This window comes from Aeromonas sp. s10 (assembly GCF_040907975.1).
GTDB classification, from domain to species: domain Bacteria; phylum Pseudomonadota; class Gammaproteobacteria; order Enterobacterales; family Aeromonadaceae; genus Aeromonas; species Aeromonas caviae.
In genome coordinates, this window is the sequence record NZ_JBFOCV010000040.1 from 44,034 (window position 1) to 58,901 (window position 14,868).

At 59.9% G+C, this 14,868-nt stretch carries 14 protein-coding genes; 7 read left to right on the forward strand and 7 right to left on the reverse strand.

What is annotated here, in order from left to right; genetic code table 11:
• Window positions 1-66: 66 nt before the first annotated feature.
• The 5 genes from yfaE to ubiG form a co-directional block, all read right to left on the reverse strand.
• Window positions 67-366, reverse strand: a complete 300-nt coding sequence (gene yfaE, locus AB5Y59_RS14045; protein WP_269472855.1) for a class I ribonucleotide reductase maintenance protein YfaE — start codon at window positions 364-366, stop codon at window positions 67-69.
• Window positions 367-435: 69 nt separating this feature from the next.
• Window positions 436-1,569, reverse strand: coding sequence for a class Ia ribonucleoside-diphosphate reductase subunit beta (gene nrdB / locus AB5Y59_RS14050; RefSeq protein ID WP_010674816.1), 1,134 nt, complete (start codon window positions 1,567-1,569; stop codon window positions 436-438).
• Window positions 1,570-1,648: 79 nt separating this feature from the next.
• Window positions 1,649-3,916, reverse strand: a complete 2,268-nt coding sequence (nrdA, locus tag AB5Y59_RS14055) for a class 1a ribonucleoside-diphosphate reductase subunit alpha (protein WP_182975747.1) — start codon at window positions 3,914-3,916, stop codon at window positions 1,649-1,651.
• 587 nt (window positions 3,917-4,503) lie between these two features.
• Window positions 4,504-5,190: an HAD family hydrolase gene (locus tag AB5Y59_RS14060; protein ID WP_029314563.1), complete on the reverse strand. Its 687-nt coding sequence runs from the start codon at window positions 5,188-5,190 to the stop codon at window positions 4,504-4,506.
• Window positions 5,190-5,906 carry a bifunctional 2-polyprenyl-6-hydroxyphenol methylase/3-demethylubiquinol 3-O-methyltransferase UbiG gene (ubiG, locus tag AB5Y59_RS14065; protein ID WP_042017105.1) on the reverse strand — a complete coding sequence of 239 codons (717 nt, stop codon included), beginning with the start codon at window positions 5,904-5,906 and terminating at the stop codon, window positions 5,190-5,192. Before ubiG ends, AB5Y59_RS14060 begins: the two co-directional genes overlap by 1 nt.
• 199 nt (window positions 5,907-6,105) lie before the next feature.
• Here ubiG and gyrA point away from each other — a divergent pair, with 199 nt between their 5' ends.
• Window positions 6,106-8,853, forward strand: coding sequence for a DNA topoisomerase (ATP-hydrolyzing) subunit A (gene gyrA, locus AB5Y59_RS14070; protein ID WP_041211452.1), 2,748 nt, complete (start codon window positions 6,106-6,108; stop codon window positions 8,851-8,853).
• Window positions 8,854-9,157: 304 nt separating this feature from the next.
• Window positions 9,158-9,331: a hypothetical protein gene (locus AB5Y59_RS14075; protein ID WP_164882096.1), complete on the forward strand. Its 174-nt coding sequence runs from the start codon at window positions 9,158-9,160 to the stop codon at window positions 9,329-9,331.
• Window positions 9,332-9,337: 6 nt separating this feature from the next.
• Here the strand turns inward: AB5Y59_RS14075 and AB5Y59_RS14080 are convergent, their stop codons facing one another.
• Window positions 9,338-10,393, reverse strand: a complete 1,056-nt coding sequence (locus AB5Y59_RS14080; RefSeq protein ID WP_139737381.1) for a PA0069 family radical SAM protein — start codon at window positions 10,391-10,393, stop codon at window positions 9,338-9,340.
• 174 nt (window positions 10,394-10,567) lie between these two features.
• Between AB5Y59_RS14080 and AB5Y59_RS14085 the strand changes: the two genes are divergently transcribed.
• A complete protein-coding gene (locus AB5Y59_RS14085; protein WP_368212189.1) occupies window positions 10,568-11,158 on the forward strand; it encodes a tetratricopeptide repeat protein in 591 nt (196 codons plus the stop codon).
• 3 nt (window positions 11,159-11,161) lie between these two features.
• Here the strand turns inward: AB5Y59_RS14085 and AB5Y59_RS14090 are convergent, their stop codons facing one another.
• Window positions 11,162-11,374 (reverse strand): hypothetical protein, encoded by a 213-nt coding sequence (locus tag AB5Y59_RS14090; RefSeq protein ID WP_368212190.1) that lies wholly within the window; start codon window positions 11,372-11,374, stop codon window positions 11,162-11,164.
• A gap of 325 nt (window positions 11,375-11,699) precedes the next feature.
• Between AB5Y59_RS14090 and thrS the strand changes: the two genes are divergently transcribed.
• The 4 genes from thrS to rplT all read left to right on the forward strand — a co-directional run bounded on the left by thrS (window position 11,700) and on the right by rplT (window position 14,836).
• Complete coding sequence (gene thrS, locus AB5Y59_RS14095) at window positions 11,700-13,628, forward strand: threonine--tRNA ligase (RefSeq protein WP_151027421.1); 1,929 nt, start codon at window positions 11,700-11,702, stop codon at window positions 13,626-13,628.
• A 21-nt stretch (window positions 13,629-13,649) separates the two neighbouring features.
• Window positions 13,650-14,180 (forward strand): translation initiation factor IF-3, encoded by a 531-nt coding sequence (gene infC, locus AB5Y59_RS14100; RefSeq protein ID WP_185219337.1) that lies wholly within the window; start codon window positions 13,650-13,652, stop codon window positions 14,178-14,180.
• Window positions 14,181-14,266: 86 nt separating this feature from the next.
• On the forward strand, window positions 14,267-14,464 hold the full coding sequence (gene rpmI, locus AB5Y59_RS14105) for a 50S ribosomal protein L35 (protein WP_005300673.1): 198 nt from the start codon (window positions 14,267-14,269) through the stop codon (window positions 14,462-14,464).
• 15 nt (window positions 14,465-14,479) lie between these two features.
• A complete protein-coding gene (gene rplT / locus AB5Y59_RS14110; protein ID WP_010674800.1) occupies window positions 14,480-14,836 on the forward strand; it encodes a 50S ribosomal protein L20 in 357 nt (118 codons plus the stop codon).
• The last annotated feature ends 32 nt before the right edge of the window (window positions 14,837-14,868 follow it).

The following is a 14,868-nucleotide window of genomic DNA, read 5'->3' on the forward strand; positions in this document are numbered from 1 at the left end:
TGAAAAAAGCCGCCGGAGCAATCCGGCGGCTTTTTGTTTGCGGGGCAGATCTGGCGACAAGGGCCGTCAGCCCTTTCGGATATCGAGCTTGATGGCGCCCACCGGCTGACAGCAGCAGGGGAGGCACTCCCCCTGGGAGACAAAGGCGAGCGGGACGGCGGCGTAGTGCACCTTGCCCGCCAGCAGCGGGGTGCGGCAGGCGCCGCAATAGCCGCTGCGGCACTGGAACTCCACGTGATGGCCGTGGCGCTCCAGGGTCTCCAGCACGCTTTCGCCGGGATGGGGGTGCAGCACACCGTCCAGGGTCTGTACCTGGGGGGCTTGCCCCTCCGGCGCCGTGGTGGCGGTATGCAGGGGCGCGTTCAGGGTGGCGGTGGCGTCACTCACGGACGTCGCTCTCCCGCATCATGGCCTGCCAGCAGAGGTCGCCTAGCATCACAGCTCGAAGTCACCCAGATCGTCGGCGTGCACTTCACTGTCTATCTGACCCACCAGATAGGAGCTCACTTCCACTTCCTGGGGCGCCACCTGCACGTTGTCGGAGGAGAGCCAGGTGTTGATCCAGGGGATGGGGTTCTGCTTGGTGCCGGCAAAGGCCGGTTGCAGGCCGACGGCCGCCATGCGCAGGTTGGTGATGTATTCCACGTACTGGCAGAGGATGTCCTTGTTCAGGCCGATCATGGAGCCATCCTGGAACAGGTACTCGGCCCACTCCTTCTCCTGCAGGGCTGCTTCCTTGAACAGCTCGAAGCAGGCCTGCTCGCACTCGACGGCGATCTCCGCCATGTCGGGGTCGTCGTTGCCGCTGCGCATCAGGTTCAGCATGTGCTGGGTGCCGGTCAGGTGCAGCGCTTCGTCACGGGCGATCATCTTGATGATCTTGGCATTGCCTTCCATCAGCTCGCGCTCGGCGAAGGCGAAGGAGCAGGCGAAGCTCACGTAGAAGCGGATTGCTTCGAGGGCGTTGACGCTCATCAGGCACAGGTAGAGCTTCTTCTTGAGCTCCCGAAGGCTGATGGTGACTTCGCGATCCCCGATCCGGTGGGTCCCCTCACCGTGCAGGTGATAGACGGAGGTGGCCTCGATGAGATCGTCATAGAAGTGGCTGATGGAGCCGGCGCGCTTCAAGATCTGCTCGTTGGTCACGATGTCGTCGAACACCTGGCCCGGGTTGTTGACGATGTTGCGGATGATGTGGGTGTAGGAGCGAGAGTGGATGGTCTCGGAGAAGGCCCAGGTCTCGATCCAGGTCTCCAGCTCCGGGATGGAGACCAGGGGCAGCAGGGCCACGTTGGGGCTGCGGCCCTGAATGGAATCCAGCAGGGTCTGGTACTTCAAGTTGGAGATGAAGATGTGCTGCTCGTGGGGCGGCAGAGCCTGGAAGTCGATGCGGTCGTGGGAGACATCCACCTCTTCCGGGCGCCAGAAGAAGGAGAGCTGCTTCTCGATCAGCCGCTCGAAGATGTCGTGCTTTTGCTGATCATAACGGGCCACGTTGACCGACTGGCCGAAGAACATCGGCTCCTTGAGCTGATCGTTTTGGGTCTGGCAAAAAGTAGAGTAAGCCATGGTTCGAATGCCGTGAAATAGGGAAAACAGGAGGGCGGGAGCTTGATGCTCCCGCCCGGTTTATCAGTGCGTTTCGCGGTTAGATCTTGCAAGCCCCGCCAGCGCAGCCGTCATCTTGCAGATCGGTCTGGGTGTCGTCGGCACCATCACGGGTGTTGTGATAGTAGAGGGTCTTGAGACCGTATTTGTAGGCGGTCAGCAAGTCTTTGAGCAACTGCTTCATCGGCACCTTGTTGCCTTCGAAGCGGGCCGGGTCGTAGTTGGTGTTGGCGGAGATCGCCTGATCCACGAACTTCTGCATGATGCCGACCAGCTGCAGGTAACCGTCGACGCTCGGCTGTTTCCAGAGCAGCTCGTACTGATCCTTGAGGCGATGATACTCCGGCACCACCTGCTTGAGGATGCCATCCTTGGAGGCTTTCACCGACACCAGGCCGCGGGGCGGCTCGATGCCGTTGGTGGCGTTGGAGATCTGGCTGGAGGTCTCGCTCGGCATCAGGGCGGTCAGGGTGGAGTTGCGCAGACCCACGGTCTTGATCTCTTCGCGCAAGGTTTCCCAGTCCAGGTGCAGCGGCTCGTTGCACAGGGTGTCCAGATCCTTTTTATAGGTATCGATGGGCAGGATACCCTGGGCATAGGTGGTCTCGCCAAAGGCCGGGCAGGGGCCGAACTCGCGGGCCAGTTGCACGGAGGCTTTCAGCAGGTAGTACTGGATCGCCTCGAAGGTGCGGTGGGTCAGGGCCAGACCGGAACCATCGGAGTAGCGGGCACCGTTTTTCGCCAGGTAGTAGGCGTAGTTGATGACGCCGATCCCCAGGGTGCGGCGGTTCATGCTGCCCTTCTTGGCGGCCTTGAGCGGGTAGTCCTGATAGTCGAGGAGGGCGTCCAGAGCGCGCACGGCCAGCTCGGCCATCTCTTCCAGATCTTCCAGCTTCTCGATGGCGCCCAGGTTGAAGGCGGAGAGAGTGCACAGGGCAATCTCGCCGTCCTCGTCATCCACGTTGTTGAGCGGCTTGGTGGGCAGCGCAATCTCGAGGCAGAGGTTGGACTGGCGCACCGGTGCCACGCTCGGGTCGAACGGGCTGTGGGTGTTGCAGTGATCCACGTTCTGGATGTAGATGCGACCGGTACCGGCGCGCTCCTGCATCATCAGGGAGAAGAGATCCACTGCCTTCAGGGTCTTCTTGCGAATGGCCGGATCCTGCTCGTACTTGACGTAGAGCGCTTCGAACTTGTCCTGGTCCGCGAAGAAGGCATCGTATAGGCCCGGTGCATCGGACGGGGAGAACAGAGTGATGTCGCCGCCCTTGATGAGGCGCTGGTACATCAGCTTGTTGATCTGCACGCCGTAGTCCATGTGACGGACCCGGTTTTCTTCCACGCCGCGGTTGTTTTTCAGTACCAGCAGGCTCTCCACCTCGGTGTGCCACAGCGGGTAGAACAGGGTGGCCGCACCGCCGCGCACGCCGCCCTGGGAGCAGCATTTCACCGCCGTCTGGAAGTATTTGTAGAAGGGGATGCAGCCGGTGTGGAAGGCTTCGCCGCCACGGATGGGGCTGCCCAGACCACGGATGCGACCGGCGTTGATGCCGATGCCGGCGCGCTGGGACACGTAGCGCACGATGGCGCTGGCGGTGGCATTGATGGAATCCAGGCTGTCGTCACACTCGATCAGCACGCAGGAGCTGAACTGGCGGGTCGGGGTGCGCACGCCGCTCATGATCGGGGTCGGCAGGGAGATCTTGAAGGTCGAGACCGCATCATAGAAGCGCTTGATGTAGTCCAGACGGGTATCTTTCGGATACTTGGAGAAGAGGCAGGCCGCTACCAGGATGTAGAGGAACTGCGGGCTCTCGTAGATCTCGCCGGTGACGCGGTTCTGTACCAGGTACTTGCCTTCGAGTTGCTTGACCGCCGCGTAGGAGAAGTCCATGTCGCGCCAGTGATCGAGGTAGCCGTTCAGCTCCTCAAATTCCGCCTGGGTGTAGTCTTCCAGCAGGTGCTTGTCGTACTTGCCCATGTCCACCAGTCTGGCGACGTGCTGATACAGGTGGGGCGGCTCGAACTGGCCGTAGGCCTTCTTGCGCAGGTGGAAGATGGCCAGACGGGCAGCCATGTACTGGTAGTCCGGGCTTTGCTCGGAGATGAGGTCAGCAGCAGCCTTGATGATGGTCTCGTGGATGTCGGCGGTACGGATACCGTCATAGAACTGGATGTGGGACTTGAGCTCTACCTGGGAGACCGACACGTTGTCGAGCTTCTCGGCAGCCCAGTCGAGCACACGGTGAATTTTATCCAGATCGATGGGTTCTTTGTGTCCGTTACGCTTCGTCACAAACAAGTTCATTGGCTGATGACCCCTTTCATTGATACCTGCCGGTATCGGTTGATTCCCGAAAAGCCATCGCACAATGGCGCAACCCGGCTCCGTCTGTCGAGGGAAACTGGGCAGGGATTGTGCGATGAATCACAAGATGTAGTGTTATTTTTAATGCGAACTACAAGATAGTGAGGTCGATGCGGTAATGCAATCTGTGGATAACGCATTAGCTGTGGATAAATTGTGGGTGTCAGGACGGGAGTTAGTGGACGCTCACAGCGAACGGGTTTTCATCCGTCCGATCCGTCAAATGCAAGTCCGGCGATCGAAGATGGAAAATTAAAATAACTTTTTTTGCTTGCGAAAGCAGGGTGTTTTTACTAGCAAATCCGGCCTGCTCATCCCTTGTGCAGTCAGGGTCAAAAGGTGTCCTGTTACGCCGTTCGGGGGGTTGCCAAGCCCGTAAAAAGAGGGATCGTCCGGGATCCCTCTGGTGCGCTGCGGGGGATCTGCGCGTCGGGGCCGATGCCCGCACTGCCATCGGAACATCATCAAAGTTGCCCCGCAGATCCACCTCTATCCGGATGCCTTGTCGCTCATGGGCAATGAACGTGTCAGCTCAGCTCGTAACGCAGCCAGTGGTGAAGGGCCTGCACGGTATCAAAGTGAAGATCGGCGCCCCAGAGGGCGGGATCCTCGTCATCATTGAGATAACCCCAGCCAGCCACCGCGGTACGCATGCCGGCATTGCGGCCAGCCTCGATGTCGCGCACGTGATCCCCCACATAGAGACACTGGCTCGCCGCGATGCCGAGGCGCTCGCAGGCAAAGAACATGGGGGCTGGGTCGGGCTTGCGCACCGGCAGGGTGTCGGCGCTCACCGTCACGCCGCAACTGGCGAGTTCAGGCAGGGCTGCCAGGAGCGGTTCGGTGAGAAAACCCGGCTTGTTGGTGACAATGCCCCAGGGCAGCTTTTTCTCGTCGAGCCACTCGATGAGATCCACCATGCCTTCATAGGGGCGGGTGCCGACGCAGAGGTTGGCGGCGTAGTAGTCGAGCAGGGCGGTGCGAAGGCGGGTGGCCCCCAGCTCCTCGAGCAGCTCGTCACCAAGACCGGCCCTGAGCAGCCCGAGGGCCCCGTGGGAGGTGGTCTGACGGATGATGTCGTCAGAGAGCGGGGCAAAGCCTTCGCTTATCAGCACGTGATTGACGGCGGCGCCAAGGTCTGGCGCGGTGTCGAGCAGGGTGCCGTCCAGATCAAACAGCACGCAGCCAAGGGGCATCGGGTGAGGTGTGCTCATCAGCCTTGCTCCGGGCGCTCGAACGCCACCATGTAGTTGACGTCGACATTCTTGCCGAGCTTGAAGCTGTTGGAGAGCGGGGCGTAGTGAACGCCGCTCATGTCCCGCACCAGGAGGCCCGCCGCTTCCCCCATGCGACAGAGTTCGGCGGGGGTGATGAACTTCTTGTGATCGTGAGTGCCCTTGGGGACCATCTTCAACAGGTACTCGGCCCCGAGGATCATCATCAGATAGGCTTTGGGGTTGCGGTTGATGGTGGAGACGAACACCTTGCCCCCCGGCCGTACCAGGGTGGCGATGGCGCGCAGCACCGAGGCCGGGTCCGGCACGTGCTCCAGCATCTCCATGCAGGTGACCACGTCATACTGGCCCGGCACTTCATCGGCGTGGGCTTCGGCGGTGATCTGGCGGTACTCGAGCTCCACACCTTGTTCCAGCGCGTGGAGGCGGGCGACGCCGAGGGGCTCCTTGCCCATGTCGATGCCGGTGACCCGGGCCCCCCGGCGGGCCATGCTCTCGGAGAGGATGCCGCCACCGCAGCCGATGTCGAGCACGCGCTTGCCAAACAGGCCGCCGCTCTTGTCGGTGATCCAGTCAAGGCGCACCGGGTTGATTTGATGCAGCGGCTTGAATTCGCCCTCCATGTCCCACCAGCGGGAGGCGATGGCTTCAAATTTGGCGATTTCTGTCAGATCGACATTGGCATCACTATTCATGTTTTGATGATCCTGTGGCAAGGCGCGCAGCGGGCTGGGCGCGCGCAATCTATTGTCCTGGCGCGCATTATAACGGACCGACCTCGTCGCACCAGCCCGATGTGCTCATCGGATTTGTGGCTTAATGTATTTGGCTCAGTGTGTTACCATGTCGCGCTGTTTAAGCCAAAGAACAACTAATTAGGGATTAAGGCTTTCTATGAGCGATCTGGCCAGAGAGATCACGCCGGTCAACATCGAAGAAGAGCTCAAGAGTTCCTATCTGGATTACGCCATGAGCGTGATCGTAGGACGAGCTCTGCCGGATGTGCGTGATGGCTTGAAACCGGTTCACCGCCGCGTTCTGTATGCAATGAACGAGCTGGGGAACGACTGGAACAAGCCCTATAAAAAATCGGCCCGTGTGGTCGGTGACGTAATCGGTAAATATCACCCGCATGGCGACATCGCCGTGTATGACACCATCGTCCGGATGGCGCAGGATTTCTCCATGCGCTACATGCTGGTCGACGGTCAGGGCAACTTCGGTTCGGTGGACGGCGACAACGCCGCGGCCATGCGTTACACCGAAGTGCGGATGGCGCGCATCTCCCACGAGCTGCTGGCCGATCTGGACAAAGAGACCGTGGACTGGGTGCCGAACTACGACGGCACCGAGATGATCCCGGCTGTCATGCCCACCAAGGTCCCCACCTTGCTGGTCAACGGCTCCTCCGGTATCGCGGTGGGCATGGCGACCAACATCCCGCCTCACAACCTCACCGAGATTGTCAACGGTTGCCTGGCGCTGATCGAAAACGGCGACCTCACCATTGACGAGCTGATGACCCATGTCACCGGCCCGGATTTCCCCACCGGCGGCATCATCAACGGCCGTTCCGGCATCGTGCAGGCGTACCGTACCGGTCGCGGCTCCGTCTATGTGCGGGCCAAGGCTGAAGTGGAGGTGGACGAGAAGACCAGTCGCGAGACCATCATCGTCCACGAGATCCCCTATCAGGTGAACAAGGCTCGCCTGATCGAGAAGATCGCCGAGCTGGTCAAAGAGAAGAAAATCGAGGGCATCAGCGCCCTGCGCGATGAGTCCGACAAGGACGGCATGCGCATCGTCATCGAGATCAAGCGCGGCGAGTCCGGCGAGATTGTGCTGAACAATCTCTACAAGCACACCCAGATGCAGACCACGTTCGGCATCAACATGGTGGCGCTGGACAACAACCAGCCCAAGGTGATGAACCTCAAAGAGATCCTGGATGCCTTCCTGCTGCACCGCCGTGAAGTGGTGACCCGCCGGACCGTGTTCGAGCTGCGCAAGGCGCGGGATCGGGCGCACATCCTGGAAGGGTTGGCGGTGGCATTGGCCAACATCGACCCCATCATCGAGCTCATTCGCCACAGTGCGACCCCGGCGGATGCGAAAGCCGCCCTGGTAGCCAAGGGCTGGGAGCTCGGCAACGTGGCCGCCATGCTGGAAAAAGCGGGCGACGACGCGGCTCGCCCCGAGTGGCTGGAGCCGGAGTTCGGCATCCGTGAAGGGCAGTACTTCCTGACCGAGATCCAGGCCCAGGCCATCCTTGACCTGCGTCTGCACAAGCTGACCGGCCTCGAGCACGAGAAGATCCTGGAAGAGTACCAATCTCTGCTGGATCTCATCGCCGAGCTGCTGCACATCCTGGCAAGCCCGGAACGCCTGATGGAAGTGATCCGTGACGAGCTGCTTGCCGTGCGCGAGCAGTACGGCGACGAGCGTCGCACCGAGATCAGCATGTCCAGTGCCGAGATCAACATCGAAGATCTGATCACCCCGGAAGACGTGGTTGTTACCTTGTCTCACCAGGGCTATGTGAAGTATCAGCCGCTCTCCGACTACGAGGCCCAACGCCGCGGTGGTCGTGGCAAGTCGGCCACCCGGATCAAGGAAGAGGACTTTGTGGAGCGTCTGCTGGTGGCCAACACCCACGACACCATTCTGTGCTTCTCCACCCGTGGCAAGGTCTACTGGCTCAAGGTGTATCAGCTGCCGGAAGCGTCCCGTGGCGCCCGCGGTCGTCCGATCATCAACCTGCTGCCGCTGGATGAGGGTGAGCGCATCACCGCCATCCTGCCGGTGAAAGAATATGACGCCGACAAGTATGTCTTCTTCGCCACCGCCAACGGCACCGTGAAGAAGACCAGCCTGTCTGACTTCAGCCGCCCGCTCTCCTCCGGTATCCGTGCCATCAACCTCAAAGAGGGTGATGAGCTGATCGGGGTGGACATCACCGATGGCAGCAACGAGATCATGCTCTTCTCCGATGCGGGCAAGGTGGTTCGCTTCGCGGAAGGCAGCGGTCGCGCCGATGCCGATGCCACTGACGAGGTCGACACCGACGACGACGCCGGCAACGATGATGATGGCAGTGACAACGGCGAAGGCACCGAAAGCAAGGGCACCTTCAAGGGCGTACGTCCCATGGGTCGTACCGCTGCCGGTGTGCGCGGCATCAAGCTGGGCGCCGGTGACAAGGTGGTCTCCCTCATCGTGCCCCGTGGTGATGGTGCCATCCTCACCGCCACCGAGAACGGCTACGGCAAGCGCACCGCGCTGGACGAGTACCCGACCAAGAGCCGTGGTACCCAGGGCGTCATCTCCATCAAGGTGGATGAGCGCAACGGCAAGGTGATCGATGCAATCCAGGTCGAAGATACCGACCAGATCATGCTGATCACCAACGGCGGTACCCTGGTACGTACCCGGGTGTCCGAGGTGAGCGTCATCGGCCGCAACACCGGCGGTGTGCGTCTGATCCGTACCGGTGAAGACGAGACCGTGGTCGGCCTGCAGCGCGTTGCCGAGAGCGACGAAGAGGAAACCGAGGCCCTGGCTGTTGAAGGGGAGGTGTCTGAAGGCACCGACACCGCAGCGGACGCTGGCGCCGTCGATACCGGGGAGGCGGGCGACGAGTAATCGTCCCCCTTTGTCCGGTGCAAAAGAGCGACCTTGATGGTCGCTCTTTTTTTGTCCGCCTCACCGCAGGCTCTCCCCGTCCTTGTGCTTGCCCAGCAGCTCTCTTCTCTGCTGCCAGGCTCCGTCTGCCGTGCATGCAGCCCTGCCTGCCACGGCGTCATCTTCCTGATATGCAGGGCTGGCCTCATCGCATCAACACGATTCCTTCACTCGGCTGTCATGGCCCTGTCATGACGGCCAGCCATGCTGCCTGCGTTGAATGAGGCCACCACAGAGGCAGGCATCGCTTGCCAGGAGCACTGTTATGACGAGCTGGGTAATGTGGGAGATCTGGTGGAGCCGGATGTGGGGAGGGCAGGAGAAGGCGCGCCTTAGGGTGGATGAGGAGGAGGTGGCGCACGAGCCATCACGCCTGCCTGCGGAGCTGATTGCACAGCGCCACCCAGCGGGGAGCTGCCCGCCGAGACCACGGGGCTGATGGTGCTTAGAACAGACGCAACTGCTCGCCCGGGCGGATGAAGGCGGCTGTATTGAGTGCTATATGGCGCTTGCCCAGTTGCAGCCGCCTGCTGATCAGGCGAAAGCGCTGGGCGAGCAGGTCGGCAAACTGTCCTTCACCTCGCATGCGGCTACCAAAGGTGGCGCTGTTGAGTGCGCCACCCCGGCTTGCCCGCAGCTGGTTGAGGATCGCCTCTTTCTGGCCGGGATAGTGCGTATCGAGCCAGTCGCAAAAGAGGGTGGTGAGCTCGTGGGGCAATCGCAGCAAGATGTAATCCGCACAGCCCGCCCCGGCGTCGACGGCGGCCTTGATGATCTGTTCCAGTTCCGGCTCGTTGAGCCTGGGGATCATGGGGGCGGCGAGCACGCCGACCGGCACACCGGCCTTGGCCAGTCGTTCGATCACCTTGATCCGCCCAACCCCCGTGCTGGCCCTGGGCTCCAGCTGTCGCCTCAGCGTCTCATTGAGGGTGGTGACCGACACCATCACCTGGCATAACCCTTCCCGGGCCAGCTCGGTCAGCAGATCGAGGTCGCGCAGGATCATGGCGCTCTTGGTGATGAGCCCTACCGGATGGCGATGAGCCAGCATCACCGTCAGGAGTTCGCGAGTCAGGCGATAGTGGTGCTCGATGGGTTGATAGGGATCGGTATTGGCCCCCAGCACGATGGTTTGTGGCTGATAGGCTGGCTTGGCAAACTCCCGTCGCAGCAGCTCGGCAGCATTGATTTTGGCAAACAGCTTGCTCTCGAAATCCAGCCCGGGGGAGAGCTCAAGGTAGGCGTGGCTGGGTCTGGCATAGCAGTAGATGCAGCCATGCTCGCACCCCTGATAGGGATTGATGGAGCGACCGAAGGGAAGATCCGGCGAATCGTTGTAGCTGATGATGCTGCGGGCGCTGATCTCCGTCACCTCGGTGCGGGGAGCGCTGGCGGCAAATGCCGCGTCCCAGTCGCTCTGACTCCAGCCGTCGTCAACTGGTTCGATTTGCGGGCCGCTGAAGCGGTGCTCGACATTGTGGTTCGCGCCTCGTCCTGCCATCACATCACCAATGCACTGTTTATATATACAGTTATTTTGCTGTGTAGCCCGTCAAACTGCAAGTTCGCAAAGAGCGACCCCATGAAAGAGGGTGAACCCGGGTGATCTCCTGCTTGATCTGTTGCTACATTTCGTTTACATAGACGAAATGCGAACCAGATCACGGAAAATGTCATGCAACCTACTATCGCCCGCTGGCTCTTCATCGCCCTCATTGCGCTGGTCATCTGGCGTCTGATCCCGCTCTCCACCGAGCAGGAGCTGGCGGCGGCCAACCGCGCCTGGCGGACAGGGCACTTTGATGAGGCGACCCGGATCTGGTCGCCCCTGGCGGAGCAGGGCCAGCCACGGGCACAGGCGCTGATGGGTTGGAGCCATGAAGTGGGGCAGGGGAGCGAGCAGGATATGGATCGCGCCATCCGACTCTATCGTCAGGCTGCGCAGGCGGGGGACGCTGTCGGCCAGTATCGGCTGGGAGAGGTCTATCTGCGCGGGGCCGGGGTGAAGCGGGATCTGCACGAGGCGTTTCGCTGGATGCAGCTGGCAGCCAGAAACGGTGATGTGCCCGCCATGCTGAAGGTGGGCATCCTGCACCTGATGGGGGTCAACGGGCGGGTTGAACTGGCCGAGGCGAAGCAGTGGCTCTATCAGGCCTCGCAAAAGGGCAACAAGATGGCACTCCAGGTGTTGCAGGAGATGGCGCTGGCCGAGGAGGGACGCAGCGCCTTCGATTTCAATGGCCACTCTTTTCTGAACGCCGGTTAGGGATCAACGGCTGGCGGTGGCTTTGCCGGGCGTCACGTCGGTGACATAGAGGGTACTGCGCTCGGCACTGTGGACGATGCTGCATACCTCCCGCTTGCAGCCATCGCCCAGGATCACCAGCTCACCGATATGGACGGGACAGTGAGTCGTGAGAAGGTGATCCGGATGAACCAGCTTTTCTGCATGCTCCGGAAATGAAATGTCGTAGGTGTACATCATGCTCTCCTTGCTTTGGCTGACGCCTCAATCTGGTACAGGGTATGGCAGCAGAAGGGCGCCCTCGCAAGTAGGACAGGTTGACACCCGCGCTTAGGCGGTATGCAAAATCGCCAAGACAGCTTGTCTGGGTTGTCGCGTCTGATACAATCCCCCGCTGTACCTCTCAATGGATGGCCTTGCACACGCCATATGGTGTGCCACTGCCGTGTACCAACCGTATTGTGAACGGTGAAACTCGGGAGTGAACAGCTGGACATGAAAGGGTTTCTCCAACCTGCATGTGGCCTTTGGTAGGGGTCACCACTGTATAAGGAAACACCTAATGCCAATCATTACTCTGCCTGACGGCAGCCAACGTCAATTTGCCCACGCCGTTTCCGTCATGGATGTGGCCGCGGACATCGGTCCCGGTCTCGCCAAGGCGTGCATTGCCGGTCGGGTAAACGGTGAACTGGTGGATGCCTGCGAGCTGATCGAAGCCGATTCCTCCCTGGCCATTATCACCGCCAAAGACGAAGAAGGTCTGGACATTCTGCGCCACTCCTGTGCTCACCTGCTGGGTCATGCCATCAAGCAACTCTGGCCCCAGACCAAGATGGCCATCGGTCCCGTCATCGACAACGGTTTCTACTATGACATCGATCTCGACCGCACCCTGACCGACGAAGATCTGGCTGCCCTGGAAGAGCGCATGCTGGCGCTGGCCGCCAAGGATTACGACGTCATCAAGAAGAAGGTCTCCTGGCAGGAAGCGCGCGACGTGTTCGAAGCCCGTGGCGAGACCTACAAGGTCGAGATCCTGGATCAGAACATTGCCCGTGATGACCAGCCCGGTCTGTATCATCACGAAGAGTACATCGACATGTGTCGCGGCCCGCACGTGCCCAACATGCGTCATTGCCACCACTTCAAGTTGCAGAAGATGTCCGGCGCCTACTGGCGCGGCGACTCCAACAACAAGATGCTGCAGCGCATCTACGGCACCGCCTGGGCCGACAAGAAGCAGCTCAAGGCCTATTTGCAGCGTCTGGAAGAGGCCGCCAAGCGCGACCACCGCAAGATAGGCAAGCAGCTCGACCTGTACCACATGCAGGAAGAAGCTCCGGGCATGGTGTTCTGGCACAACGATGGTTGGACCATTTTCCGCGAGTTGGAAACCTTCATCCGTGGCAAGCTCAAAGAGTACGACTATCAGGAAGTGAAAGGCCCCTTCATGATGGATCGCGTGCTGTGGGAGCGTTCAGGTCACTGGGAGAAATACGCCCAGGCCATGTTCACCACCCAGTCCGAAAACCGCGAGTACGCCATCAAGCCGATGAACTGCCCGGGTCACGTGCAGATTTTCAACCAGGGTCTGAAATCCTACCGCGATCTGCCGTTGCGCATGGCCGAGTTCGGCTCCTGCCACCGCAACGAGCCGTCAGGCTCCCTGCACGGCCTGATGCGGGTACGGGGTTTCACCCAGGATGACGCCCACATCTTCTGTACCGAAGAGCAGATCATGGAAGAGGTGTCTGCGTGCATCCGCATGGTCTATGACGTCTACGGCACCTTCGGTTTCGAAAACATCGTGGTCAAGCTCTCGACCCGTCCGGAGCAGCGTATCGGCTCTGATGAAGCCTGGGATCGTGCCGAGGCCGCGCTGGCCGAGGCGTTGGAACTCAACGGCCTGAAGTACGACCTGCAACCGGGCGAGGGGGCTTTCTACGGTCCCAAGATCGAGTTCACCCTGCACGATTGCCTTGATCGTGCCTGGCAGTGTGGTACCGTGCAGCTCGACTTTGCCCTGCCGGGCCGTCTTGGCGCCACCTATGTGGGCGAAGACAACGAGCGCCACATCCCCGTGATGATCCACCGCGCCATTCTGGGCTCGCTGGAGCGCTTCATCGGGATCCTGACGGAAGAGTACGCCGGTCTGTTCCCGACCTGGCTGGCTCCGACCCAGGCCGTGGTCATGAATATCACGGATAACCAGGCCGATTATGCTGTGAAAGTTGCCAAGGCATTGAATGATGCGGGCCTTCGCGCAAAAGCGGACTTGAGAAATGAGAAGATTGGCTTTAAAATCCGCGAGCATACTTTGAAGCGAGTACCCTTCATGCTGGTCTGCGGCGACAAAGAAGTAGAAGCCGGCAAGATTGCAGTGCGTACTCGTAAAGGGGCTGACCTGGGCTCTTATCCTGTTGAAGAGCTGATTGCTCTGTTGACCCAGGAAGTTCAGACCCGCGGACAAAAGAAAGTGGAGGAATAAGCTATAAAAGGCGGAAAAAAACTGGGCAAGCAACCGCAAGCCCGCGCTCACCGGATCAATGAAGAGATCCGTCTGAAAGAAGTTCGTCTGACTGGTCTGGATGGTGAAGCCATTGGCATCACCTCCATTCAGGATGCGCTGAACTTGGCCCTTGAGGCAGGAGTGGATCTGGTCGAGATCAGTCCGAACGCTGAGCCGCCCGTTTGCCGGATCATGGATTACGGCAAATTCCTCTACGAAAAGAGCAAGACCACCAAAGAACAGAAGAAAAAGCAGAAAGTCGTCCAGGTCAAGGAAATCAAATTCCGTCCTGGCACAGACGAAGGCGACTATCAGGTAAAACTACGCAACCTGGTTCGCTTTCTGGAAGACGGGGACAAGGCAAAGGTCACTCTGCGCTTCCGTGGTCGTGAAATGGCCCACCAGGATCTTGGTATCAAGGTTCTCGAGCGCGTCAAGAACGATCTGGAAGAGCTGGCCGTAGTCGAATCGTTCCCGAAAGTCGAAGGCCGTCAAGCTGTGATGGTCCTCGCACCCAAGAAGAAATCTTAAGGCCCACAAGAAATTGACTCATGGGGCTGGCCCCATGAGTCGGTTCGCCTTGCGATTTTGTTGTCACTCACAATGCGGAGTATGAAATGCCGAAGATGAAAACCAACCGGGGCGCCGCAAAGCGCTTCAAGAAGACTGGCTCAGGTCGCTTCAAGTGCAAGCACAACCACCTGCGTCACATCCTGACCAAGAAGAGCAGCAAGCGTAAGCGTCAGCTGGGACCGAAGTTCTTTGTTTCCGCTGCCGACCACAAACGTGTTGTCGCTTGTCTGCCGTACGCATAAGGGGGGATGTGAAAAATGCCAAGAGTTAAACGTGGTGTGACTGCTCGCGCTCGTCACAAGAAAGTAATGAAAGCCGCCAAGGGTTACTACGGCGCCCGTTCCCGTGTCTACCGCGTAGCGGTACAAGCGGTAACCAAAGCTGGTCAGTATGCCTACCGTGACCGTCGCCAGAAGAAGCGTCAGTTCCGTCAACTGTGGATTGCGCGTATCAACGCTGCAGCCCGTCAGAACGGCCTGTCCTACAGCCGTCTGATCGACGGTCTGAAGAAGGCTTCCATCGAGATCGATCGCAAGATCCTGTCCGATATCGCCGTTCACGACAAGCTGGCTTTCACCGCCCTGGTTGAAAAAGCTAAAGCAGCTCTGGTCTAATCCAGCTCTGTTATAAAAATAAAGGAGGCTCA